Annotated in this window: 18 protein-coding genes and 4 pseudogenes; 11 read left to right on the forward strand and 11 right to left on the reverse strand. The window is 65.9% G+C overall.

Annotated elements, in window-relative coordinates:
• Positions 1 to 236: 236 nt before the first annotated feature.
• The 6 genes from ACIPJI_RS32740 to wrbA all read right to left on the reverse strand — a co-directional run bounded on the left by ACIPJI_RS32740 (position 237) and on the right by wrbA (position 4994).
• Entirely contained in the window at positions 237 to 1721 is a 1485-nt protein-coding gene (locus ACIPJI_RS32740; RefSeq protein WP_402250456.1) for a sensor histidine kinase, read from the reverse strand.
• A complete protein-coding gene (locus ACIPJI_RS32745; RefSeq protein ID WP_402250458.1) occupies positions 1721 to 1849 on the reverse strand; it encodes a hypothetical protein in 129 nt (42 codons plus the stop codon). The genes ACIPJI_RS32740 and ACIPJI_RS32745 overlap by 1 nt, the downstream gene beginning before the upstream one ends.
• Positions 1850 to 1861: 12 nt before the next feature.
• Positions 1862 to 2509: an HD domain-containing protein gene (locus ACIPJI_RS32750; RefSeq protein WP_402250459.1), complete on the reverse strand. Its 648-nt coding sequence runs from the start codon at positions 2507 to 2509 to the stop codon at positions 1862 to 1864.
• 74 nt (positions 2510 to 2583) lie between these two features.
• The gene (locus tag ACIPJI_RS32755) at positions 2584 to 3003 is read right to left on the reverse strand and encodes an OsmC family protein (RefSeq protein ID WP_402250461.1); all 420 of its coding nucleotides are present in this window, start codon (positions 3001 to 3003) and stop codon (positions 2584 to 2586) included.
• A 256-nt stretch (positions 3004 to 3259) separates the two neighbouring features.
• Complete coding sequence (locus tag ACIPJI_RS32760) at positions 3260 to 4297, reverse strand: nuclear transport factor 2 family protein (protein WP_402250463.1); 1038 nt, start codon at positions 4295 to 4297, stop codon at positions 3260 to 3262.
• 79 nt (positions 4298 to 4376) lie between these two features.
• Positions 4377 to 4994, reverse strand: coding sequence for an NAD(P)H:quinone oxidoreductase (wrbA, locus tag ACIPJI_RS32765; protein ID WP_402250465.1), 618 nt, complete (start codon positions 4992 to 4994; stop codon positions 4377 to 4379).
• A 352-nt stretch (positions 4995 to 5346) separates the two neighbouring features.
• Between wrbA and ACIPJI_RS32770 the strand changes: the two genes are divergently transcribed.
• Both ACIPJI_RS32770 and ACIPJI_RS32775 read left to right on the forward strand, forming a co-directional pair.
• Positions 5347 to 7152 carry a glycoside hydrolase family 15 protein gene (locus ACIPJI_RS32770; RefSeq protein WP_402250467.1) on the forward strand — a complete coding sequence of 602 codons (1806 nt, stop codon included), beginning with the start codon at positions 5347 to 5349 and terminating at the stop codon, positions 7150 to 7152.
• Positions 7153 to 7424: 272 nt separating this feature from the next.
• Positions 7425 to 8636, forward strand: coding sequence for a serine hydrolase domain-containing protein (locus tag ACIPJI_RS32775; RefSeq protein ID WP_402250532.1), 1212 nt, complete (start codon positions 7425 to 7427; stop codon positions 8634 to 8636).
• A gap of 389 nt (positions 8637 to 9025) precedes the next feature.
• Here ACIPJI_RS32775 and ACIPJI_RS32780 read toward each other — a convergent pair whose 3' ends face one another.
• Both ACIPJI_RS32780 and ACIPJI_RS32785 read right to left on the reverse strand, forming a co-directional pair.
• Positions 9026 to 9709 (reverse strand): response regulator, encoded by a 684-nt coding sequence (locus tag ACIPJI_RS32780; protein ID WP_402250469.1) that lies wholly within the window; start codon positions 9707 to 9709, stop codon positions 9026 to 9028.
• Positions 9710 to 10039: 330 nt separating this feature from the next.
• Positions 10040 to 11317: a YbfB/YjiJ family MFS transporter gene (locus ACIPJI_RS32785; protein ID WP_402250471.1), complete on the reverse strand. Its 1278-nt coding sequence runs from the start codon at positions 11315 to 11317 to the stop codon at positions 10040 to 10042.
• Between the two features lie 371 nt (positions 11318 to 11688).
• Here ACIPJI_RS32785 and ACIPJI_RS32790 point away from each other — a divergent pair, with 371 nt between their 5' ends.
• Both ACIPJI_RS32790 and ACIPJI_RS32795 read left to right on the forward strand, forming a co-directional pair.
• The gene (locus tag ACIPJI_RS32790; protein WP_402250473.1) at positions 11689 to 12435 is read left to right on the forward strand and encodes an MIP/aquaporin family protein; all 747 of its coding nucleotides are present in this window, start codon (positions 11689 to 11691) and stop codon (positions 12433 to 12435) included.
• 322 nt (positions 12436 to 12757) lie between these two features.
• Positions 12758 to 14860: a SpoIIE family protein phosphatase gene (locus ACIPJI_RS32795; RefSeq protein WP_402250474.1), complete on the forward strand. Its 2103-nt coding sequence runs from the start codon at positions 12758 to 12760 to the stop codon at positions 14858 to 14860.
• 1109 nt (positions 14861 to 15969) lie between these two features.
• Here the strand turns inward: ACIPJI_RS32795 and ACIPJI_RS32800 are convergent.
• On the reverse strand, positions 15970 to 16473 hold the full coding sequence (locus tag ACIPJI_RS32800; RefSeq protein ID WP_402250476.1) for an SRPBCC family protein: 504 nt from the start codon (positions 16471 to 16473) through the stop codon (positions 15970 to 15972).
• A 457-nt stretch (positions 16474 to 16930) separates the two neighbouring features.
• On the opposite strand from ACIPJI_RS32800, the gene ACIPJI_RS32805 reads away from it, so the two are divergent.
• Positions 16931 to 17830, forward strand: a complete 900-nt coding sequence (locus tag ACIPJI_RS32805; protein WP_402250478.1) for an aminoglycoside phosphotransferase family protein — start codon at positions 16931 to 16933, stop codon at positions 17828 to 17830.
• A gap of 68 nt (positions 17831 to 17898) precedes the next feature.
• Here ACIPJI_RS32805 and ACIPJI_RS32810 read toward each other — a convergent pair whose 3' ends face one another.
• The gene (locus ACIPJI_RS32810; RefSeq protein ID WP_402250480.1) at positions 17899 to 18654 is read right to left on the reverse strand and encodes an IS5 family transposase; all 756 of its coding nucleotides are present in this window, start codon (positions 18652 to 18654) and stop codon (positions 17899 to 17901) included.
• Between the two features lie 131 nt (positions 18655 to 18785).
• Here ACIPJI_RS32810 and ACIPJI_RS32815 point away from each other — a divergent pair.
• The 5 genes and pseudogenes from ACIPJI_RS32815 to ACIPJI_RS32835 form a co-directional block, all read left to right on the forward strand.
• Positions 18786 to 18986 (forward strand): annotated as a pseudogene (locus ACIPJI_RS32815) (HNH endonuclease); the annotation flags it as partial.
• Positions 18987 to 19384: 398 nt separating this feature from the next.
• A complete protein-coding gene (locus ACIPJI_RS32820; protein WP_402250482.1) occupies positions 19385 to 20422 on the forward strand; it encodes a PP2C family protein-serine/threonine phosphatase in 1038 nt (345 codons plus the stop codon).
• A gap of 349 nt (positions 20423 to 20771) precedes the next feature.
• A pseudogene (locus ACIPJI_RS32825) lies at positions 20772 to 20879 on the forward strand (pirin family protein); the annotation flags it as partial.
• Positions 20880 to 20927: 48 nt separating this feature from the next.
• A pseudogene (locus ACIPJI_RS32830) lies at positions 20928 to 21534 on the forward strand (glycoside hydrolase family 15 protein); the annotation flags it as partial.
• A gap of 113 nt (positions 21535 to 21647) precedes the next feature.
• Positions 21648 to 22082: pseudogene (locus tag ACIPJI_RS32835) on the forward strand (alpha/beta fold hydrolase); the annotation flags it as partial.
• A gap of 17 nt (positions 22083 to 22099) precedes the next feature.
• On the opposite strand, the gene ACIPJI_RS32840 reads toward ACIPJI_RS32835, so the two are convergent.
• Positions 22100 to 22438, reverse strand: coding sequence for a YciI family protein (locus ACIPJI_RS32840; protein WP_307709826.1), 339 nt, complete (start codon positions 22436 to 22438; stop codon positions 22100 to 22102).
• A gap of 177 nt (positions 22439 to 22615) precedes the next feature.
• On the opposite strand from ACIPJI_RS32840, the gene ACIPJI_RS32845 reads away from it, so the two are divergent.
• Positions 22616 to 23194 carry a dihydrofolate reductase family protein gene (locus tag ACIPJI_RS32845; protein WP_356625555.1) on the forward strand — a complete coding sequence of 193 codons (579 nt, stop codon included), beginning with the start codon at positions 22616 to 22618 and terminating at the stop codon, positions 23192 to 23194.
• The last annotated feature ends 208 nt before the right edge of the window (positions 23195 to 23402 follow it).

Consider the following 23402-nt stretch of genomic DNA (forward strand, 5'->3'; position numbering starts at 1 on the left):
CGGCGGCTGGTCAACTCCTGCCGACGGGGTCATGTCCGCGGGTCATGTCCGCGTTGCCCTGGCCCCCTCGCCACACCCGACGGCTTGCCTCCCTGGCGGACGACGGGCACCAACTGTCCGCGTCCATCGAGGAATAGGGTTCGGCGCAGCTTGGATGGCGGGACGGTGATGGTCGCTGCTTCACCGGCCTCGATGACATCGCTCTGCTGTATGGGTGATGGCAAGAGCTGGCAGGACTACCGCTGCTCGAAGGCTCCATGCCATGGAATCCTCACGGTAAACACGGCACCGCCGTCGGGGTGGTTCGCGGCCCGCACCGTGCCGCCGTGCAGTCGTACGTTCTCCTGGGTAATCGCGAGCCCGAGTCCGCTGCCGGCCGAGCGGATTCCGGCTGGATCGGCCTTGAAGAAGCGGTCGAAGACGTGCGACAGGGCCTTGGGGTGGATGCCCGGGCCGTGGTCGGCGACCTCCGTGACCAGCCAGGAACCCGAGGTGTACAGCCGTACCGTCACCGGCTGGTTCCCGTGCCGCAGCGCGTTGCCGACCAGATTGGCCACGATCACGTCGAAGCGACGCGGATCGAGGCGGGCACGGATGCCGTCGGGGAGGTCGGTGACGACCCGGTCTCGGTCGGTCCACTGGCGGCTCTGGAGTGTCTTGCGAATTGTCTCGGCAGCGTCGACCTCGTCGGTGTTCAACTCGGCAGCGCCGGCGTCGATGCGGGAGATCTCCAGGAGGTCCTCGACGAGGACGGCGAGCTTGCCGGTCTCGGCACTGATCAGACGCACGGCGGCGGCCGTGTCCGGGTCGAGGCGGGCCGCGTCCTGGTCGAGGACCTCGGTGACGGCGAGCATCCCGGCGAGCGGGGTGCGCAGCTCGTGTGAGACGTCGGAGGCGAACCGGCGTGCGCGGGCCTCGCCGCGCCGGAGCTCTTCCATGGATCGCTCCAGTGCGGCGGCGGCGTCGTTGAAGGTCCGGGCCAAATCACCGAGTTCGTCGCTTCCCCTGGCCTCGACGCGGGTGTCCAGGCGCCCGCGCCCCATGCTGTGGGCGGCGCGCCGAAGGTCCCGTACGGGGCGCAGCACACTGCGGGCGGCGAGCAGGGCGGGGACAAGGGCCACGACGAGAGCGGCCAAGGCGCCGTCGCGGGCGGCATCGGCCGTGGCCTCGATGCCGGCCTCCTCCTCGTTCAGGTCCATGACGGCGTAGAGCACGAGCCCAGTGCGGCGGGCATCGGCCTCGGCAGTCGGCTCGAGGACGCGGGGGACGCCGATGGTGAGATAGGGAGTTCCGTCCTTGACGACCCGCTGGAAGCTACCGCGCGGGCTGTCCTGGGAGCGGTCGCGGAGATCGGCGGTGATGACGGGGGAGGAGGACCGGTCGGTGGAGGAGACGCGGACGGTGCCGTACTCGGCGTAGACGCGCCAGGGCCGGGGTTTGCCCAGTTCGGCGATCCGGAGCAGGGAGCGGCGCAGCACGCCTGGGGCGACCCGGAGCGGTGTGGCGAGGTTGTCCACCTGCTGGCGGAAGGCGGAGACGGCGATGTCTTGGGCCTGTTCGAGGATGGCGTTGCGGGCGGCCCGGTAGGTGAAGGCAGCGGTGGTGCCGCAGCCGAGGGCGGCGGCGAGGAGGAAGGCCAGCACGAGCCGGGTACGCAGCCCGAAGGGCCTGACCCCACCGCGGCGTTGGGTCGGCCTCGGCCGCCTCGTCCTGTCCCGCATCACAGCGATCCCAGGCGGTAGTCGAAGCCGCACAGCTTCGCGCCGTGGTCGCTGTGCTCCAGCGAGGTCAGCGGTGCCGTGGCAGCCGGCACCGCTGACAGGTGGCCGTCTTCTGTGGAGGCACCCATCGTGGCTCTGGATCACTCAGGCCAGTCAGAGCCCAGGATGATGTCGACGAAGTTCTCGCGTTCGTATCCCGGCGAGTATCGATCCAGCACATCTGCCTTGACGTTGCCGAACGTAGTCCGAGGCCGCTCGGCGATCCCAGCAGTGAACTCCTTGAGGATCTGCCGCTTGAAGTCGACCCGCGGGTGCAGAGCGACGACCTCACTGCGTTCCGATGCCTTGATCTCGGCGAACCCCTGGCCGAGCACGTCGACCTCCACACCTGCAGTGACCAGCGCGATCTCAGGAGCCATGTGCCAGGGAATCTCGGGTGTCGTATGGAGGGCGATGCCCTGCCACACGAGGTGCGCGTCCTCCGGGCCGATCCCCTGGGCCTGCAGGAACCGACGTGCCTCGTCTGCCCCGTCGATCTCGAACCGCTGATCGTTGCGACGGTAGCGCTCGGTCAGTCCTAGGTCGTGGAAGAGTGCACCTACGTAGAGGAGCTCGGGATCTGCGTACAGGCCACGTGCCAGGCCACGTAGGGAGCCCCAGAAGAAGACCCGCCGCGAGTGGTGGAACACAGTGGGCGAGGCTGCCTCCCGGACGAGCTCGGTTGCTTCCCGCGCCAGTTTGCTGTCGGGTACGGCGATCCCGGCGACCTTGGTCGGGTCAGGTGACATGGGTCCTCCTATGCGAGAAGGGTGAAGTGTGACTCGTGGGACCGGACGTACCCACCGGGCTCCGGTCCTCGTTTTCAGGCTGCGGTCGAGAGGTCGGTCGGCCGGACGAGGGTCCGGGTCTGCACCACCACTGATTCGCTGAGCATGCGCTGGACTGGGCAACGGTCCGCAATCGCGGCGAGCCGGTTGATTTGCTCCGTATCGAGATTTCCGGCGACCTGGACCTCCTTGATGATTTGTCCACGCGGACCGCTGCGGTAGTCCATTTGTGTGCTGACACCGATTTCGGTCAGCTCCCATCCCTTGCGTTCCGCGTACATCTGCACGGTCATCGATGTGCACGTCGCCAGGGCAGCCAGAAGAAACTCGGTGGGGGTCGGCCCCGTATCGGATCCGAACGGTTCCGGTTCATCGGAGATCAGTTTATGCGGGCCGATGCCAACGACGCGGGTGAACTTTCGGCCTCCATGGACCCTGACTGTTCGTTGCGGCATTGCGAATCCCTTCAAAGTAAGCTGCACGAGCGCTACTGCTTGAATGTAAAGCGCCTGTTACCGAGGCCGTCTGTGGCGCAACGGCTTCCTGGCTTTCGCCAGGCAACCGTGTCAACGTCTGCCTGCCCTGCCTGCGTGGCACTCTTTCGGGACGACCGGCCCTCGGATCAGGACACCTGAAGTGTTGCGTCAGTTGTGTCAGGAGGCTTGATCATCTACCCGGGGGATGGAACCTGGTAAGAGCCTTTGAAGGGCCTTATTCCTTCGGGTTCGTAAAGAAGGTCTCCCAGGCGTAGGTGTCCTCCGGGATATCCTCCATCTTCACGATCTTGCCGTCCCGGATCGTGTAGAAGAGCGTCACCTCGATGGGCTCGACCTTGCTGTTCCAGGGGCGGTTCATGCGGATGAACTCCTCTGCGAACACGCCCTTGTCGTTCGCGGCCATGTCGGGGACATCGAGCTTGTAGCGGTCTCCGACCGTAGCCATCACCTTGCTGCGGAACTCCTGGAATCCCGCGAACCCTTTGAAGGTCCCGGAGATGTCAGACTCGCCCGGAATCGTGATGACGATGTCCTTGTCAATAACCTTCTCGATGCCCTCGATATCGTTCTCCCAGAACATCTTGTAAAATTCTCGGCCGAACTCCAGATTCTTAGAATTGGCGGCCTTGCTGATATCGATGACAGGGGAGCCCTTGGTGGCCGCCGAATTTACCTGAGTGGCGGCGTTGGGAACGCCCCCTTCTGGGGCCGTCCAGTAGGCGTCGTAGTGGCGCTGGTCTTCCGGCATTGTCCAGGCCTCGGACACCTTGCCGGCCTTGAACTTGTAATGCATGGTGAACCGGAGCTGCCAATCCCGCTCGGCATCATGCTTCCTGTTCAGGTCGACCACTTCTCGAGTGAAGCCACCGTCCCCGTTGACCGCTACGTGCGGCACCTGCATGGAGAACTTCCCTCCATTCCAGGAGAGAATGTTGTTCATGAACTTTTCGAGCCCTTTGTGGCCCCAGTACTGGCCTGCATTCTCTCCCTTGCCAGGGACGTGCATGATGAAGTCGCTGGTCACGAAAGACTTTGCGGCCTCGATGTCGCCCTTGGTGAAGGCGGTGTAGAACTGCTGGAGCACCTCGGCATTGGCCTGCGACGTGGTGCGGGCCTGTTCGGCGGCGAGGGCGCGGGGGGTCGACGTCCCCGTGGCTGAGCCCTCGGCGAAGGCGGTGCTGCCCATGGCAGCCAGGCCGCCGCCGGCCAGAAGTGTCAGTGCGATGCCGATGGGAAGTGACTTCTTCTTCATTCTTGTTCCTAATGACGCAGGCCCAGCGGTCCGTGCCGCCGCGGGCTGTCGAGTGGAGTGAGTAGTACGCGATGTCCTGCTACGCGTCCGCCTGGCCCTTCTTCAGCCACGTAGCCACCTGGGTGACCCTGCTGCCTATGTGCCGCGCACCTGCCAGCTGGACCTCCCCCGCCGGCACCGTTCCCCCGCCGTCGACGTGGGCGACACCGTAGGGATTGCCGTGCTGGAAGACGACCTCGTCGGTGTATCCGGGAGGCGTGATGATCCCGCCCCAGTGGGTGAAGATGTTGTTCAGGCCGACGATGGTGGTCTCCGAACCGCCCCCGGTGCCTGTCGAGGTGAAGCCGGCGTAGACCTTGTTGGCGAGCTTGCCCTGGAACCACAGGCCGCCGGTGGTGTCGATGAACTGCTTCAGCTGCGATGCCATCTGCCCAAAGCGAGTGGGGGTGCCGAAGACGACTGCATCCGCCCACTCCAGGTCATCGAGGGTGGCCTGTGGCATGTCCTTGGTTGCTTCCGCGTGTGCCTCCCACAGAGGGTTGGCGGCGATGGCCTCGGCAGGGGCGAGCTCCCTGACCTTGAGCAGACGCACATCGGCGCCGGCCTTGAGGGCACCTTCAACGACGGCCGTGGCCAGCGCATGGACATTGCCGGTCGACGAGTAATGGATGACAGCGACCTTGGTCTGCTCGGTCATGATTTTCCGACTCTCTTCCAGGTGCGAACTGCACGGGTGAGGGGGCTGCGCGCGCATGAATATTGCGCCGCTGACCTCACAGTGCATGGCCTAGAAGCTGCAAAAAAGGGCAAAGCCGGACGCCGGATCCACGATGTCGGCCATACCTCCGAGCGCACACTGCGTGCCCGTTCGCACGTTCAGCCGGCAACGGTGCTCCCGGCCCCGAGTGAGCGCGCCCGGCCACGGCAACAGTGTGGTGCGCCCCTCACGCGTCCATAGGAAGATGACAAGGGGCCCGACGACTCCGGTGGACTCGGGTGGTGACCAAACCTCGCGCAAGAGCAAGCCGCTAGATCGCGGAGGTGCCGGTATGACCTACCAACCCATATCGGACTACGCCCTGCTCTCCGACTGCCACACAGCAGCGCTCGTGAGCCGTCATGGCTCCGTGGACTGGCTCTGCCTGCCTCACTTCGATTCGCGGGCAGCACTCGGAAGAATTCTCGGCCCACAGGCCGGCCACTGGTCCGTCGCGCCAAGCGCTCCCAGCAGCGTCAGCCGACGCTATCTGGAGCGCACCATGGTTCTCGAGACCACCTTCCACACAGACACAGGAACCCTCACCCTCACCGATACCCTCGCATCGGGGCTGAATGAGCGAGGCCACGACCTGGGCCACCTCGCTCCTCACATGCTGCTGAGAGCCGTCGAATGCACCCAAGGCTCCGTAGAGCTCACCATGGAGTTCGCTCCGCGTCCGGAGTACGGGCTCATCAGACCCCTCCTCATTCCCGTAGAGGGCGGCCTGCGGTGCCATGGAGGCCCCGACACACTCGGACTCAGCTGTCCTTGTCCGCTCGACATCACGGACGCGGCCCGCTGCCGGCCCACCTTGCACGCCGGCCAGCGCATAGGACTTGCTCTGCATTACGCACATGCCGGCGGAGAGCCGGCCATGTACTCCCAGAAGGAGATCTTCACCTACCTCCACGACACCATCCAGGGATGGAGGTCATGGTCGGAGCTCCATCAAGCCTACGAAGGCCCCTGGGAGGAGCTCGTGCATCACAGCGGCCGTGTGCTGCAAGCCCTCACTTTCCAGCCGACCGGGGCGATCGTTGCAGCTCCGACCACCTCCCTCCCCGAAGAGATCGGCGGCGTCCGGAACTGGGACTATCGCTTCACCTGGGTGAGAGATGCCTCCTTCACCCTTGATGCTCTGTGGGTGGCGGCCTGCCCGGACGAAGCAGAAGCCTTTTTCCGCTGGATGGCTCAGGCCGCGGCAGGCGACCCCGCTCACCACCAGGACCTGCAGATCATGTTCGGGATCCGGGGCGAGCGCGACCTCAGCGAACGCGAGCTGCCCCACCTGCCCGGCTGGAGAAACAGCCGACCAGTTCGCATCGGAAACGGGGCCTGGGACCAGCGCCAGCTCGACGTCTACGGCGAACTGCTGGCAGCAGCCCACCGCCTGCGCGACTATCTGGGAGAAATCGATGCCCCGACCAAGAACTTCCTTGCAAGCCTCGCCGACGCTGCCGGCAGCCAGTGGACCGAGAAGGACCAAGGCATCTGGGAAGTCCGCAGTGGCCCTCAGCACTTCCTGTACTCCAAGCTCATGTGCTGGGTCGCCCTTGACCGGGCATTGCAACTAGCTGACGACCTGGATGCCACAGACCGAATCCCCGCCTGGCTACAGGCAAGAGAGACGATCCGCACTGCGATCGAAACACAGGGCTGGAGCGAAGAAGCAGGCTCCTACACCCAGGCGTTCGGCTCCACTGTTCTCGACGCATCGGCCCTCATGATGCCCATCGTGGGGTTCGAAGCAGCCACCACGCCCCGGATGCGAGCCACCATCCGGGCGATCCAGGACCGCCTCACAGACCAACAAGGGCTCGTCTACCGGTACACCGCAACGGATGACGGCCTGCCCGGCGGAGAAGGCACCTTCTTGCTCTGCACCTTCTGGCTTGCTCACGCCCTCGCCCTGGCCGGCGAGGTTACAAAGGCACGCGCAGTCTTTGAGCGAGCAGCCCGCTGCTCGAACGACGTCAACTTGTTGGCCGAGGAAGTCGATGCCCGGACCGGAGACCTCATCGGAAACTTCCCCCAGGCCTTCAGTCACATCGGCCTCGTGAACGCTGCCTGGGCGATCCACCAGGCCGAGTCATAATCTCACCGCAGCCGGCACAAATGACCCCCACGCTGTCCCGGCCCACGCCGGTTGCTGCGGTCAGCTTACGGCGTAGCAGGTCAGCGCAGCAGAACGCTGGGCCGAGCTGCTACGCCGCACCCCAGGAGCGCCTCACGAGTCTCCTCCCCCAGAAGGAGCTCGCAAGAATCTCGTAGATCCGGCCGAGACGACAGTTGGTCCGGCGGGCTGAGGAAACGGCATTCACCACGAGCCAGGCTGGAAGCAGTCCACTCCAGTTCGAAGGAAAACGCATGCGTTTCTCTACTGTGGCTGCCGGCGTCCTGACCTCGGCGGTCCTTGCCGTTCCTCTGGCTTCCCCCGCTCTCGCGGGAACCGCAACACCGTCAGCGGACCCCCGTGTCTCAGCCGCTGGCACAACTGCCCGGCACGACCACCACCGCGCCCAGGTCCACAGCAACCCCGCACTGCAGAAGGCACTGGACGACCTCGTGAAGGCCGGAGCGCCCGGCGCCATGGCGGAGGTCCGAAGCGCTGAAGGGACGTGGACGGGAAGCAGCGGTAGGGGAGACCTCCTGCGTACCGAGCCGCCGCGGCCCGACGGACTCTTCAGAGCAGGCAGTGTCACCAAGACCTTCGTAGCCACCGCAGTGCTGCAGCTCGTCGACGAAGGAAAGATCAGCCTTGAGGACTCTGTCGAGCGGCACCTTCCGGGCCTCGTCCCCACTGGAGAGAAGATCACCGTCCGTCAGCTGCTGAACCACCGAAGCGGGCTCTTCGACTACACCGAAAGCCTTTGGCCCGGAGGCCTTCGCGAAATCTACGAGAAGCGCTTCGCCCAGTACACGCCACTCGACCTCATCAGGGAAGCCAACAGGCACAAGCCGAACTTCGAGCCCGGCACCAAGGGCGGATACTCGAACACCAACTATGTGCTGCTCGGACTCCTGATCGAGAAGGTCACAGGGAAACCGGTAGAGAAGCAGATCGACGAACGCATCCTCAAGCCGATCAAGCTGCACCAGACCTCTTTCCCTGGCAAGGCCACGAACATCCCCGGGCCTCATGCGCACGCGTACCTCAGGCTTGACGGAGCGGACTCCCCCTTCGTCGACATGACGAAGTCCAACATGTCGTGGGCGTGGGCCGCAGGAGCTCTCACCTCCAGCACTCATGACCTCAACACCTTCAACAAGGCACTCATCGGCGGGAAACTCATCTCTGACGACATGCTCAAGGAGATGAAGGAAGCGGAGCCGCTCGGAGCCGGCGCACCGTACGGCCTGGGAATCACCCGCCTTGACGACCCGGACTTCGGCACCGCCTACGGACACACCGGAGGAACGCCGGGCTACACCACCTACGCGTACACCCTCGCCGACAACAGCCGCCAGGTGACCCTTTCGATCAACACCATGGCCGACGGCGAAGCCGAGAACAGAGCATTCCAGATGGCTCTCAAGAGCCTGCTGGCGGAAGACACCGCGAAGGGCGACGCCAAGTAGGGGCTCAGAGCAGCCGCCTGCACCTGCTTCTACACATGCCACCCCTACGGCTGACCCGACGTAGGGGTGGCATCCATGTTTCGACAAACGAGGTGGCCACGTCTGCCCATCGAACAACTGACACTGCCCGGCGAGCAGTCCGCCCCGGGGCGCCTCATCAGCCTTATGACAGCACATCCTTGAGAACGATGCCGGCCCGTGCAGTACGGGACGCTGTCAACAGCTCCAACTACCAACTGGTCGCGGCGGGCCGGATGTTGGCGGTGCTGCAGACGACGCGGTGATCAGCTGGCTGGGCGGTCTCAGCTTCGACACATCCTTGGTGCATCCGCCGCCGTCGGCGAGTGTCCTACAGCGGTTGAACCCAGCGGCCGGGCGAGAGGTAACTATCAGACAGGTCCGAAACGGTACCCAAAACCGCGTACGGTCTGAATGAAGCGGGGCCGACTCGGAGTGTCTTCGATCTTTGAACGCAGTCGGCGAACGCATGCATCAACTGCGCGAATTCCACTGGACTCCTCGTCTTCCCATATGTGCTGAAGCAGCACTTGTCTGGAGAAGACCTGCTGGGGGGTGGAGGAGAGGAAGAGGAGCAGGCCAAGCTCGCAGGGCGCGAGTGGCACGATTCTTCCGCGTTTGGTTGCCGTGAGGGCGCTTCGATGGATAACGAGGTCTCCATGTAGCTCGCTGGAGATGCCGCCAATCTCCCTGCCCCAGCTGCGTCTCAGGACTGCGTGTATGCGGGCATCAATCACCGCGTGGCCGGCTGGCTTGACTATGTAGTCATCCGCGCCCGCTTCAAGTCCTTCGACGACGTCGAAATCGCTTCCCTGCGCAGTGATCATGATGATGGGGAGTGTGCTGAAGCTTCGCACGCGGCGGCATAGGTCGATCCCGTTGATATCGGAAAGTGTCAACTCGACGAGAGTGAGGTCAGGATTGAAGTGGCCGATTGCGTCGAGCCCGGATTCTCCTGTGGAGGCTGATTCCACTTGGTGGCCTCGGTAGGTCAGGTCCTTCTCAAGGCTGGTGCGTGTGACCGGATCGTTGTCGATCACAAGGATTCTCGGCATGATCTTCTTTTCGAAGAGCTGGACTGAGTGAGTCCTGCGGTCCTGTTCGGTGGCCCACGCTGGCGTCGTGGATCGGCAGTGGCCTGAGTTCAGACGCTTTCAGCGTCCGCGGCGGATTGACGTCCCAGGGCGGTCGATGGCAGCGGGCTGCCGAGCCGGCATCGATGGCCGCCGACGTGAGTGCGTGCCGGTAGACCTGCCTGTCAGGGCGATTGTCCAGGTCTACCGGCACGCGAGCTGGCTGGCGTTGAGAACGCGGGCCAGCATCAGCCCCTGTCCGCGCCCTGGGGGGGGGAGCTGCGAACTGGGGCCGGCTTGAGGGCCATTCGCCTATGACTTGGCGGTGGCGGTGGCGGTGGCGGTGGTGGTGGTCGCGGGGGTGGTGGTCGCGGGGGTGGTGTGGGCGGTGGTGCCGGGAGTGGCTTCCTTTTGGGTGAGGGCGGCGATGGCGGAGACGGCGAGGAGGATGACGGAGAGCCAGAGTCCCTTGGCGATGCCTCCGTCGGAGTCGGAGAGGATGCCGGAGATGAGGGGGCCGATGGCTTGGCCGACGCTGAAGGCGACGGTGAGCCAGGCGATGCCGGTGGTCCAGGCGTGCTGGGGGAGCATGCGGCGGGCGAGGACGGTGATGGAGGTGGGGCCTGCCATGAACCCGGCGCCGAAGATGACGGCGGAGATGATGGCGGCGGTGAGTCCGTCGAAGAGGAGGACGGGCAGGACGCCGACGAGGACGACGAGGGAGACGAGTGCTGGGGCGTGGCCGCCGCGGAGTCGTCCGATGATGCGTCCCCAGACGAGGAGGGTGGCGAGTGCTGAGGCGGCGCCCAGGACGATGAAGAAGCCGGCGGTGGTCCAGGTGCCGAGGCCTTGTTCGTTGAGGAGGGCGATGACGAAGGTCATGTAGGAGACGTAGCCGGCGCCGAAGAGGGTGTACCAGATGAAGGAGGGAGTCATGCGTCCCAGTCGTGCCTTGCCCTGTGTGGTGGTGGCGGGGGGCTGGGCGGGGACGGCCTTGGAAGCGGTGGTGGCGGGGATGATGGCCAGCAGAGCGAGGATGCCCATGAGGATCCAGCCGGCCTGCCATCCGGAGGAGCCCCAGGCGGTGAGGGCTGCGGGGACGGCGATGCCGGAGAGGACGACGCCGATTCCGACGCCGGCCATGTAGACGCCGACGAGGGAGGCGGAGCGGGCCTGCTTGCCGCCGGTGTGGACGCGGGAGGCGAGGGCGGAGCCGACGACGAAGGTGGCCGCGGTGCTGAGGCCCCCGATGAAGCGGAGTATCGACAGAGCGGTGAAGTCGGAGGTCAGGCCAGTGCCGAGGAGGGCGAGGGCGCTGATGATCATGCCGAGAACAAAGACTCTGACGGCTCCCATTTTGCGGGAGAACCATGCGGCGAATCCGGCGCCGAGGATGTAACCGAGAGCGTTTGCGGTATTCAGACCACCGGCGGCTGCGTAGCTCCAGTCCAGTTCTTTGCGCATGGAGGGCAGGAGCAGGGCGTAGGCGAACCGGGTGAAGCCGAGTGCTACCACGGGGCCTGCGGCCAGTCCCAGCGCGATCAAGAACTCCGAGCGCGGGCGCTTCACGTCCGCTGCCAAGGTGTTCATCGTGAGCTCCTCAAGATGGAGTGGATGGACGCGGAGGCCGCTACGACCCCCGGCGGGCCTGTTCCAGGCCCTTGCTCCTGATCAACCCGTTCACCTCGGCGGGCCTTGTCTGGGCATCGGGACGTTCAGAACACAGATCCGGACATCTCTGCGGGAGGGCCCTTGGCCCGGTCTGACGTGCGCCTGTGCAGTCGGAATGGACGTCGGGGCAGCCGCGAGAGCTGGAAGATCCAGGAGGCGGCGTCGAGGATTGTGACCTCGGGCGGGGGGCCGGATCTGAGGGTGCTGTGTCTGCGAGGGCGGTGAACGTTTCCTGGGTCGTGGTGCTTGATATGGGAAAACCCCTCGCCACCACCAAAGGAACAGCGATCGTGACGACCGACCATCTCAAGATCGTTCCTAGCCGTTCAAGAGGGGTTCCAGGCCCCGTAGCGGTCTGGACGTCGGAACTGTTCGCCACCGCCGTCCTGATGCTGTCCATGGGCCTGCTGTTCCGCTGGCTGTTCCTTCCCGGCGCAGGGCTGCACTCGGTGTTCCCCGGCCCGGCGCAACGCCTTGCTGTGGACGCTGTAGTCAGCGGCCTCGTCGTTGCATTGCTTATCGCCAGTCCGCTCGGACGGATCAGCGGAGCGCACATGAACCCCGCTGTGACCGTCCTGATGTGGGCCATGCGGAAGGTTCCAGGCCGCTGTGTTCTGCCGTATGTCTCGGCGCAGCTGGTCGGATCAGTGTTCGGCCTGCTTGTGGCACGGGAACTGGCAGGAACGGCGGTGGCTCACCCGGAGGTGGCCTACGCGCTGCTGAGGCCGTCGGCGACCTCCTCGGCGTTCCTTGTCACACTCGGTGAAGCCTCGGCCACGTTCGTACTGCTCTTCGTTGTGGCGGCTCTGTCTACCGGGCCTGGTCCGGTCAAATGGATGCCCTGGGCAGTGGGCGCGGCGCTTGCCGTCCTGATAGGCGTGACTGCGCAGACTACTGGCGGCAGCCTCAACCCGACGCGTCAGTTCGGCCCCGCTCTCATGGCCGGCGAACTGCCCATCCTCTGGCCGTACTTCGTGGGCCCCGCGGCGGCAGCCCTTCTTCTTGGTCTTCTGATCCGGATGCGAGGGACTGAGTAGCTTGGTGTCGTCCGCGTAGCAGACCGGAGCCGGTCGGCGGACCGTGCCGCCCATGACAATCACGACCGGAGAGCGCGGGCGCGCCGGAGCCGGGGGACGGGCCCCGCGTCGGGCCACGGAGGCAAGCGGGGTCAGGACTCGCCCCATCGCAGGGCGGGGTCCTGCGCGGCCCGTCCACACCGGACAACCGCCGGGCACCGCGGCGCGCGCCGACGTCACCATCCGACCGTCAAGAGCTCAGAGGTATGCCAGGCATTGGGAGAAGGCGTGTGCGGTAATAGGCGTAAAGGGAGCATAGAAGCTATAGAGGGTGAGGTCGGTTGTGAACGGACACCAGGCTTCCTCGCCGCACGACGCCCTTAATCGCCCTGACCTGCCGGAAGGCCGGGTCGGCCGAGCCCTTCAACAGCTGGCCGATGGACTTGTGCTGGTGGACAACGAGTGGCGGATCTTCTATGCCAACGCGACCGCTGAACGGCTGTTCCGTACTGACGGCGATCCTGAGAATACCCCTGTAGGGCATCTTCTCTGGGAGGCGGCCAAGGCGTTCCAGAGCGTTGAAGAGATGGAGCGCCACTGCCGAAATGCCGCCGCTACCGGCCTTCCGAACGGAGTCGACCTACGACGGCCCGCAGACGGCCACTGGTACCACCTGCGCCTGGGACCGGTCCCGGATGGCATGAGCGTGCAAATCAGTGATGTCACCGAGGCAAAAGACCGGGAAGCCGAAGCCTCGCTCGCTCACCACAGGGCTGTGCAACAGGCCGAGCGGATCAAAGACCTCACCGTAGCGCTGTCGGGGGCGCTGACAGTGCAAGACGTGGTCTCGGCCGTGGCGCAGCGGGTCCTGCCTCCATTCGGCGCGTCCGGCCTGACCATCGGACTCCTCGAAGAAAGCAGGCTGAACCGCGTTCGCATCGTGGGGGCAGTCGGCTACCCGGTGAGTTTTACCAAGATGGTGGAAGCCGAGCCGGTTCCGGCCGCTTCGCCTGTCAGCGATGTCCTGAACACCGGCGCTCCGCTCTTCATCGATACGGTTGAGGAGCACACTCACCGCTATCCACACATGGCTCACCGAGTGGCCGCATCCGGCAAGAAGTCATGGGCCTTCCTTCCTCTCATCGCATCCGGGCGACCCATCGGCGGCTGTTCGATCTCCTTCTCCGAGCACCGCCGACTCGACGATGCGGAACGGACCCTGCTGATAGCGCTCAGCGGACTGATCGCCCAAGCCCTGGAGCGAGCCCGTCTCCACGATGCCGATCACCTTCGTGCCCGCGAACTGCAACGAGGGCTGCTCCCTCGCGAGCTGCCCGCCCTGCCCTGCCTTACCGCGGCCGCCCGATACCTGCCGGCAGGGGAAGCCGCGGACATCGGTGGTGACTGGTACGACGTCCTGCCCCTGTCAGCCGGCCGCGTCGCCCTCGTGATCGGCGATGTCATGGGACACGGCCTCTCGGAAGCCGCAACCATGGGACGCCTGAGAACCGCAGTGCGCACCCTTGCAGACCTTGAACTGGCCCCGAACGATCTCCTGGCCCACTTGAACGACCTGGTGGCTGAACTCGGAGAAGACTTCTACGCAACATGCCTGTACGCGGTCTACGACCCCACCGACTCCAGCTGCACCTTCGCTTCAGCCGGCCACCCGCCACCTGTGCTCGTAGACCCGGAAGGAATCCCCAGATTCGTTGACCTGGAACCGAATTCCCCTTTGGGAGTCGCGGAGCCCCCCTTCGAGACCAGTCAACTGCACATCCCTGACGACAGCTTGCTCGTGTTCTACACAGACGGCCTCGCCGAGACCACCACGCGGACCCTCGAGCGAGGCATGACAATGATCACCAACACCCTTAGCCATGCGCTGACGAATCCTGACGACGCAGACACTCCGATGGTTACGCCCTTGGGAGGTGGCTCCCCACCACAGCTCCTGACGGAACAATTGTGCGATGCCATTACCGAGACCCTGCTGCCATCGCAGTCCGACACAACTGACGACGCAGCACTTCTCATCGCTCGTCCCCACTCCCTGGACCCGGCCGACATGGCCAGCTGGACCCTTCCTCAAGAACCAGTTGCAGCCGGCCAGGCGCGATCAATGATTCGTGAGCAACTGGCGAACTGGGACCTCGAGGACCTGGTGATGACCACAGAACTCATCGTCAGCGAGTTGGTCACCAACGCCGTCCGCTACGCCCGCGGTCCCATACGTCTCCGCCTCCTGCGCAGCGACTCCCTCGTCTGCGAAGTGGCCGACGGCAGTCTCACCACGCCGCATGTGCGCCGAGCCACTGAAACCGATGAAGGAGGCCGTGGCCTTCAACTGGTGACAGCTCTTTCGCATCGCTGGGGTGCCCGCTACGAAAGCTCAGGTAAGTACGTCTGGACTGAGCAGCAACTGCCGGCACTGCAGGCGCTGTAACTGTCGGGGTGTCGTCCGCGTGGGGGGCCTCGCGGTCGGCGATCCTGCTGCGGCTCTCTGCTTGAGAGCGTCCCTGTGTGGTCTCGGCCCTGGCCCAGGGTGGCGTGTTCAGCGTAGCGGCGGTCGGCGCGGGTTTGGTCGACGCCGGGCACCATGGGGTTGTCGTTGCGGTCGGCGTCCTTCCCGCAGCCGTGCAGCCTCTCCGCCCCAACTTCGCTTCGGTCAGCGTCCATTCCACCAGTGCGAGCAGTGACTTGGCGGGCACGTCCAGGATCAGGCCACCGGTGCCGCAGCCAGTGCGTTGCGGTCGACGTCGGCGTCGAGGACGAGCAGCGGACCGTGCGCGTGCGCACCACCGTGCGCGGGCGTGCTGCAGGTGCGACCTTCGGTGCGGCCGGGTGGCGCGAGGAGGGCGACGGCCGGGCGGCGCGCGCCGGACGTGATGAGGCCTCCGGCGCGGGAACGGCGGCCGGGGGTCGGCGACGGGGACCGGCAAGACGCTGGTGTCGATCCGGACGGGACGGACTCGGTGCGAGACTGGTGCTGTTCGCGGTCCCCACACTCGACCTGGCCGCGCAGACGGCACTGGCCTGGCGCCGCGACGACCTGGTCGCCGCCCGCCTCATGTCGACCAGCGACCCGCACGCGTTGGGCGGGCTGATGTCGGTGGTGGGGGAGGGCCAGGACCAGATCCCCGCTTTGACGGTGATCTGCACATACGACTCCCTGGACAGATCGAACAGACCCAGAGCAGCGGGTACGCGGTACCGCCGTTCGACCTGGCAGTCATGGACGAGGCGCACCGGATCGCGGGCCGCGCCGACAAGAAGTGGGCCATCGCCAACGACGCCAAACGCATCCGGGCCGACCGCCGCCTCTGCATGACCGCCGCCCCCCGCATCTTCGCCGCACAACGGCCGGCCCGGATCGCCAGCCACTCCGGACGGATGCCTGGATGGCTGCGGAGCGTATCGCGCGCCGCAGCGCCGGCCTCGCCGCCTTCGACAACGGTCATCTCCAGACAGCGCCGGTGGAGCTTGCCCCGGCGGTCATCTACGAACGACGGGGAGATCAACACGCCACTCAGACGTCAGACCAGTTACGGCAGATCAGTCCGTCGCCTCGCGGACGTCCTTTCCCTGCTCGGCGAACGCCTTGAAGTCCTGCATGTGCTGTTGCGACTGCTTGCGGAAGGCGCCGGGCATCAGAAGTCCCACCAGCTTCATCAGAAAGCCGCTGAACCGGTATTCGTTCTCGCTCTCCCAGAGCGTCGTTTCCGGGCCGGCTTCGGTCAGCCGGTCGCGCACGGCGCTCCACATGCCCTCGCCGACGATCTCGCGGTCGAAGTGAGCGACGCTCGTTTTCGGAATCTCGCGCAGGTCTGCCGGTTCCCGGCGTGTGATGGTCTCGGTGCACTCGATCTTCCGCTGGCCCACCTGCATCACGACCCGCGACTTGGTGCCGAGCTGCCCGTGCTCTCCACTCAGCGGCTCGTGCAGCACCAGGCCCCGCAGCCATTTCGGCAGGTGTGCGGGGTCGGCGAGCAGCTGGACCACCTTCTCCCGCGGCAGGGCGATCTCGATGGAGACGGTGTATTTCATGGTGCGCACCATTCTTTTCCTTGGGACAACTTGCTTTTGTACTGCTCGTCGTTCTCCTCGGCTGAGGACACTGCATTCTGTGTCCGTAAAGTAAAGGCAGCGAGGTACGGGGCGAGTATCTCCAGTGCCTCTGCCTGTCGGCCCTGTTCGCCGAGCAGCCGTGTCCACTCCCGCGCGCAGAACCACTCCCATGGCTGGCCCAGAACTCCACCTTCTCGGCATTGCCGAGTTCGAGAAGTCGAGAAGCCAGAGGCGGCGGAATGCAGTTCCTGGCCAGGCCACGACCGCAGCAGTAACAGCAGCTAACACAATGAGGTGGGGCGCCACCCAGCATCCGTGATGCTGGGTGGCGACCATGCTCCGATGCGGTTCCTTGCGTTGCGAAATTCGGTCGACAGGCGGATCCGCGAACCACTGTGATGGCTCCGACTGCCCGTCGCACGGACCGGGCTGGCCACAGGAGTTGCTCTTGGTAACCACGAGAGTTGCGGACGCCTGCTCCCAGATTGATGGGGCACTGGTCAGGCGCCTGGTCGATACCCAGTTCCCGCAGTGGGCGGGGCTGTCCTTGAAGCTGCTCAACCCGGCTGGCTCCGACCATGTGATCTACCGGCTGGGCGAGAAGCTGTCCGTCCGGCTGCCCCGCCATGCCGGAGCCATCGGGCAGGCCAGCAGGGAATTCCAGTGGCTTCCGCGGCTCGCCCCGCACCTTCCCCTCGCCATCCCGGTGCCGGTGGGGGTGGGTGCTCCGGACTTCGGTTATCCGTGGCCGTGGGCGGTGTCCCGCTGGCTGGACGGTGAGGTGGCGACCGTCGAGGCGCTGGCCGACTCCTCCAGGGCCGCCATTGACCTGGCCCAGTTCTTGGCCGCCCTGCAGCGGTTCGCACCCGAGGACATCCCCGCCGAGAACATCCGGGAAAACCTCACCGGCCGGCCGTTGTCCGACCGGGACCACGCGACGCGGCTCGCCATCGCCAAGGTCGATGGCATGTTCGACGCCGCAGCGATGGTCGAACTGTGGGACGCGGCGCTGAGCGCCCCCGGATGGGACCGCCCTCCGGTCTGGTTTCACGGCGACTTCCACACCGGCAACCTGCTGACCGTCGACGGCCGCCTCAGGGCTGTCATCGACTTCGACGGGCTCGGCATCGGCGACCCGGCCTGCGACCTGATGATCGCCTTCACCTTGATGACGGCCGACAGCCGAGCCACCTTCCGCGATGCCCTCGGCGTGGACGATGCCACCTGGATGAGGGGGCGTGGCTGGGCCCTGGCCACCGGTCTGAACGCCTACACCGCCTACGCCGCCGTCAACCCCCGAGTCGCCGCGCAGACCACCCGACAGATCACCCAAGCTCTCATTGGCTAACACCGGCAACACAATGAGTGGAGCTGCCGATGGGTGATCAGGCAGCAGGCGAGCTTGAGGAAGACACCTCACGACTCCAAGCCGTCAAGCCGCAGTCGCCGGAAGCCGTGTAGCCACGCAAAACTGCGCTCGATCACCCAGCGGTAGGTGCCCAGTCCGGTGCCATGTCGTGTTCCGCGCCGGGCGATCGCGGGCACGATGCCGCGTTCGCGGACCTGGTCGCGGTAGATGTCGTGGTCGTAGCCACGGTCGGCGAACAGGGAGTCTGGCCTGCGGCGGGGCCGGCCGGCGCGACCACGGACCGGCGGGATGGCGTCGAGCAGCGGCAGCAGCTGGGTGACGTCGTTGCGGTTGCCACCGGTCAGCAGGACTGCGAGCGGGGTGCCGTGCCGTCGGTGATGAGGTGGTGTTTCGAGCCGGCTCGGCCCCGGTCGACCGGCGACGGGCCCGTGTGCTCCCCTTTTGAGGGCCCTGACGTGGGAGGAGTCGACCACGCAGCGGGACCAGTCCAGCTTCGCCGCCGCATTCAGTTCGGCGAGCAGGACCTCGTGCAGTCGCTGCCAGACGCCGGCCTCGTTCCAGTCCCGTAAGCGTCGCCAGCAGGTCATGCCTGAGCCGAAGCCGAGAGATTGTGGCAGGTACTCCCACTGGATCCCGGTGTGCAGGATGTAGAGGATCCCGCACAGCACCTCCCGGTCGGGTAACGGCTTGCGCCCGGGATACCGGAAGCGCCGCGCACGCTTCGGCAGCAGCGGTTCAAGACGATCCCACAGCTCATCCGACACGATCCACGGCGACTTCCCCACACCGGATCGAACGCTCAACTCCCGATCGGACACGACGATCAGTGCCCATCCACCTCATTGTGTTAGCCGTTGTAAGGGACGCAGGCTCGGACCGCCAGCCACCATCGCCAGGGAGGAATACCGCACCGCTCGAATGACGCTCCCTGCCAGCTGGACCTTCCGCCTGGAAGGCCAAGCGCGAGGCCTACGCCGACGACCAGGGCGCCGCGACTTCGTTGGTCGCGGTTACTGCGGGGACGAACCGTTCGAAGGCCGACCAGGTTCCGGCCGAGTGGCTCCTGCCGGCCACCGACCAGTACTGCCCTTACATCGGCGAGTGGATCGGCACCAAGCTCCGCTGGGGCCTGGCCGTCTTTTTCATGGAGCGGCACCGGCTCAACATCCCGCCCCAGACCCTGCCGCTCATCCTGGCCCAAGAGCACGGCCTGTCCCTGCCCGAAGCCTTCGCCGCGGCCTGTGTACCAGGTCAGCGACCGTGGGCGCACCCACCCCACCCCTACCTGATTCCCGGGCCCCGACGCCCACGCCTGCGGCAGCCCGCACAGGCGACGTTGTCTGAATTGGCCGAGCGCATCGCGGCGACTACTCCCCATCTACGGCGCTGGTGAGCTTCTGCATGGGCCGGTGCTGATGATCGGCGGCGCGCTGGCACAGATGCGCACTATGCCCTCACTGCGCAGATATTGTGCGAAGGGTGATCGAGTCTGGACGGCCGCGGCTCCGCAGGCGCCCCGGGCCGGGAAGACTTGTGCGGCTGTCACCGGTCATCCTGACCGTCGTCATCGCCAGCCTGGCATACGCCACGCCGCGGGAATTGGCCTTCAGTCGCCTCTTGCCCGCGGCGCCGGCCCTCGCCGCCGCCATGTGGCCGGTGCTCCCCACGGTCCTGCTCGGGACGGTCTGCCTCCTTCTGATGATCGGGCTCAGCCTCGTCTTCCCCGATTTGGGGACGTGGTGGACGGCTGCGGGGATCGTCGCGGTGACCGTGGCTGCCGCGTACGGAAGCCATGTCCGGCTCCAGCGAGAGCGCACCCTCTTCCAGGTACGACTCGTCGCCGACGCGGCGCAGCAGGTGGTGTTGAGCCCTATGCCACGCCGCTTCGGCAGCATCGAGGTCGAGTCGCTGTATCTCGCTGCCGCGGCGGAGGCCCGCATCGGTGGGGACTTCTACGAGGTGGTCGACACGCCATACGGCGTGAGGCTGCTCATCGGTGACGTGCGGGGCAAGGGCCTGCCGGCAGTGGGGGCGGCCGCAGCGATCGTCAACGCCTTCCGGGAGGCGGCCTACCGCGAGACCGACATGGTCGGCGTCGCACGCAGGCTTGACGCCAGCAGCACCCGTTACAACGCCGCCTTTCCCCCCGAGGGGCCGATGGAGCGCTTCGCCACCGCCCTTCTCGTCGAGATCCCGCACGAGGGCAGGCGTATCGACGTCCTCAACTGCGGGCACCCCCCGCCGCTGCTCCTGAACCGCGGGAAACTCCGTGTCCTCGAGCCGGCCACCCCCTCGCCACTGCTCAGCCTCGCGGAGCTGATCGGTGATCAGTACAACGTCGACACCTTCGACTTCGCCCCCGACGACCTGCTGCTTGTTTATACCGACGGGATCACCGAGGCCCGCGCCCGCGACGGCGAGTTCTTCCCGCTGGCAGCTTGGATGCGTCGACAGCCCCCGACGCCGCCCCGCCAACTGCTCACGGCGCTTCACCGCGATCTTCTCCGCTACACCAGGGGAAGCCTTGACGACGACATCGCCGCCCTCGCCGTACGCCTGTGTGAGCCCTGAAACACGGAGTCCTGGCGAAGTGAAGGGTTGATCATCAGCGGCAGCCACCCCAGCACGATCTGGTCCGACTGCCTCGCAGACGATGTCGGCCTCACGCCGCTCCTCGGTGACGAGGGGATGCATGTAACAGTCGCCCGCGGTTTCGTTCGGCGCGGGTTGCTCGCAGGTGCGTTCTATGGTGTGGATGGAGCCGTCCACCACCTTGTGGTCGAACGTGCCCATTCCCCGGGGAGCGTCCTGGCTGCCATGTGCCGGGGACTCCTCGGACACCGATGCTGACGGTTTGCTGACACAGCCATCCGTGACGGGCCTGACCAGCGGAAACGCTCCTACATCGCGCCATGTTCCGGACTGGAGTGGACGGACCCACGAGGAGATCGCCCAGGCCCGCGAGGACCGGATGAACGACACCCGCTTCGGCGAGGTGAAGGGCTACGACGGCCCTCCGCAGCCGGCGCGGAGGTGCCGGCGACGACGCTGACACCCAGCCGAATGCGCGCCGTACATATGGGAGACCCGTGGCGGGCGCAAGAGCTTCCTCTACTCGCGCCCGATGTGCTGGGTGGCGATCGAGCGGGCGATGCGCCTGGCCCAGCATCGGGGGCTGCCGGCCGACATGGCGCGCTGGAGGGGTGAGCGCGACGCCATCTACCGCCAGATCATGCACAACGGCTGGTCGGCGGAACGCAGGGCGTTCCTCCAGCACTACGGCGACAGCGTCCTCGACGCCTCCGTGTTGATGATGCCGCTGGCGAAATTCATATCCCCGACGGATCCGAAATGACTTTCGACGCTGGACGCACTGGGGGAGGAACTGGTGTCCGACTCCCTGGTCTACCGATATGACCCGCAGGCCAGCCCGGACGGACTACGGGGCGAGGAAGGCACGTTCTCGATCTGCTCCTTCTGGTACGTCGAGGCACTCAGCCGCGCCGGACGCCTCGAGGACGCGCAGCTGGCGTTCGAGAAGATGCTCACGTACGCAAACCATCTCGGACTGTACGCGGAGGAAATCGGTCACACCGGCGAGCAGAGCGGCAACTTCCCGCAGGCATTTCACGCATCTCGCCCTGATCAGTGCGGCATTCAACCTCGACCGGGCGCTGGGATGAGCGGTGCAGCTGCCGGGTGATGGCCAGGCCTGGCCATCACCCGGCCATTCGGACCAGCGGAGATGGGGGTTGACCGGCTCGGTTGGATGCGGCGGTGTGATCGAATCCCGGGTATGACGACCGAGCTGATCGCCGTCGTCGGCGGAAGTCACATCTGGGCCGAGAAGGCCGGGGACGGCCCCCCGCTCGTTCTGCTCCACGGATCGGTCCACGACAGCCGCCTGTGGAACCGTGTCTTCGTCGTGCTGGCACGGCACCACACCGTGGTTCGTTTCGACGCCAGGGGTCATGGACGCTCGACGCTTCCGACCGCGCCGTTTCGCTATGAGGACGACCTGCTGGCGGTCCTGGACCGATTCGGCTTCCAGACCGCGGGTCTCGTCGGCTTGAGCATGGGAGGAGAGGTCGCGCTCGACTTCACCCTGGAACACCCCGAGCGGGTCCGGTCGCTGACGCTGATCGCGGCGTCTGCCGGCGGGCACGAATGGTCCCAGAGCCAGTGTGTGCCGCTGAGCGTGAGTGCGATGAGCGGCAGCAGGGGTGAGCGCTGCCGAGACCCCTTCGATCAGGCGGTCGAGCCGGGCATGATCTCGCGGACCTCTTGCGCACAGCGGCACGCGGCAGCGATTTTGGCAGCCCACTCCAGCGCGTCTTCACGTGAGGGCACATCGATGATCGAGAACCCGCCGAGGACCGCCTTGGTCTCCGGGTACGGGCCGTCGGTGACGGTCCCGTCGGTGGCCACGATGCTCGCCTGCTGCCTTTCCAGTCCACCACCGAAGACCCACACAGCGGCGTCCTGAGCCTCCCGCACGACCGCGTGCGAGGCTTCGGCCACCTCGGCCAACTCCTCCTCGGGGAAGGTCATCGCACCGTCATCGAACGAGATCAGGTACCGCGTCATACATGGCTCCCTTGGCCGTTGGCCTCCTTCGCGGCCTCTCACCATACGACGAACGCGTCCCTCCAGGACCGACACTTCTCCGGTCTCCGGCTGCCGAAACAGGCGTAGGGCGATGAGTCTCGCCGTCATGGCCGGTCTACATACCCGACATGCGATCGACGCAGTGAGGAGAGCATCATGACCGCTACCTACACCTTCGACGTTTTTTCCAGCCTCGACGGCTTCGGCGCCGCCGGCGGCAACTGGACCGGCTACTGGGGCAAGCAAGGCCCCGAGCTCCTCGATCACCGCCTCGCCCTGTACGGCGAGGAGCAGCGGATGGTCTTCGGGGCCAATACGTATCGGGCGTTCGCGCAGATGCTGGCCTCGAGCACCGAGGATTCCGAGGTGCGTGACCCATGGGTCACCCGGATGCGGAGCCTGCCGGCAACGGTGGTGTCGACCACACTCGAAGGGTCCCTCGACTGGCCGAACGCGACCCTCGTGAGCGGCGATGCCGTCGACGTCGTCGCTCGGCTCAAGGAGGAGTCCGAAGTGCCGTTGCGCTCGCACGGCAGCCTGTCGATGAACCGGGCGCTGATGGCCGCCGGCCTGGTCGACCGCGTCCAGGTGACCCTCTTCCCTGTGATCACCGGTCGGACCGGGCTGGACCCGATCTTCCAGGGTGCGGCCGACTTCGACCTCGAGCTGATCGAGCACCGAACGCTCGACGGCAACATCCAAGAGCTCGTCTACCGGCCCACCCTGCATGTCTGAGGCCCGCGGCCGGCTGATCACCTCCTGATTCGTCGGGTCGTTCGACGAGTCGACCGTTTCCGAACCTCGCGCCGGCGCGTACCCGGGGCGACCAGGTGGGGTGCGTTGACCGCGCGCCCGGCGGGCTTGTGCGGACTCGATGAGCCCGAAAGCCATGGCGACGTCTGTGGCGCGGGAGCAGGGCTGGTAAGCCGGCCGGCCTGGCGCT

The organism is Streptomyces sp. NPDC086835, from assembly GCF_044745705.1.
GTDB lineage: Bacteria > Actinomycetota > Actinomycetes > Streptomycetales > Streptomycetaceae > Streptomyces.

Coding starts and splice junctions, on each gene's coding strand:
- ACIPJI_RS32740 (WP_402250456.1), bottom strand. CDS start 1,721: ATGCGGGACAGGACGAGGCGGCCGAGGCCGACCCAACGCCGCGGTGGG.
- ACIPJI_RS32745 (WP_402250458.1), bottom strand. CDS start 1,849: ATGGGTGCCTCCACAGAAGACGGCCACCTGTCAGCGGTGCCGGCTGCC.
- ACIPJI_RS32750 (WP_402250459.1), bottom strand. CDS start 2,509: ATGTCACCTGACCCGACCAAGGTCGCCGGGATCGCCGTACCCGACAGC.
- ACIPJI_RS32755 (WP_402250461.1), bottom strand. CDS start 3,003: ATGCCGCAACGAACAGTCAGGGTCCATGGAGGCCGAAAGTTCACCCGC.
- ACIPJI_RS32760 (WP_402250463.1), bottom strand. CDS start 4,297: ATGAAGAAGAAGTCACTTCCCATCGGCATCGCACTGACACTTCTGGCC.
- wrbA (WP_402250465.1), bottom strand. CDS start 4,994: ATGACCGAGCAGACCAAGGTCGCTGTCATCCATTACTCGTCGACCGGC.
- ACIPJI_RS32770 (WP_402250467.1), top strand. CDS start 5,347: ATGACCTACCAACCCATATCGGACTACGCCCTGCTCTCCGACTGCCAC.
- ACIPJI_RS32775 (WP_402250532.1), top strand. CDS start 7,425: ATGCGTTTCTCTACTGTGGCTGCCGGCGTCCTGACCTCGGCGGTCCTT.
- ACIPJI_RS32780 (WP_402250469.1), bottom strand. CDS start 9,709: ATGCCGAGAATCCTTGTGATCGACAACGATCCGGTCACACGCACCAGC.
- ACIPJI_RS32785 (WP_402250471.1), bottom strand. CDS start 11,317: ATGAACACCTTGGCAGCGGACGTGAAGCGCCCGCGCTCGGAGTTCTTG.
- ACIPJI_RS32800 (WP_402250476.1), bottom strand. CDS start 16,473: ATGGTGCGCACCATGAAATACACCGTCTCCATCGAGATCGCCCTGCCG.
- ACIPJI_RS32840 (WP_307709826.1), bottom strand. CDS start 22,438: ATGACGCGGTACCTGATCTCGTTCGATGACGGTGCGATGACCTTCCCC.
- ACIPJI_RS32845 (WP_356625555.1), top strand. CDS start 22,616: ATGACCGCTACCTACACCTTCGACGTTTTTTCCAGCCTCGACGGCTTC.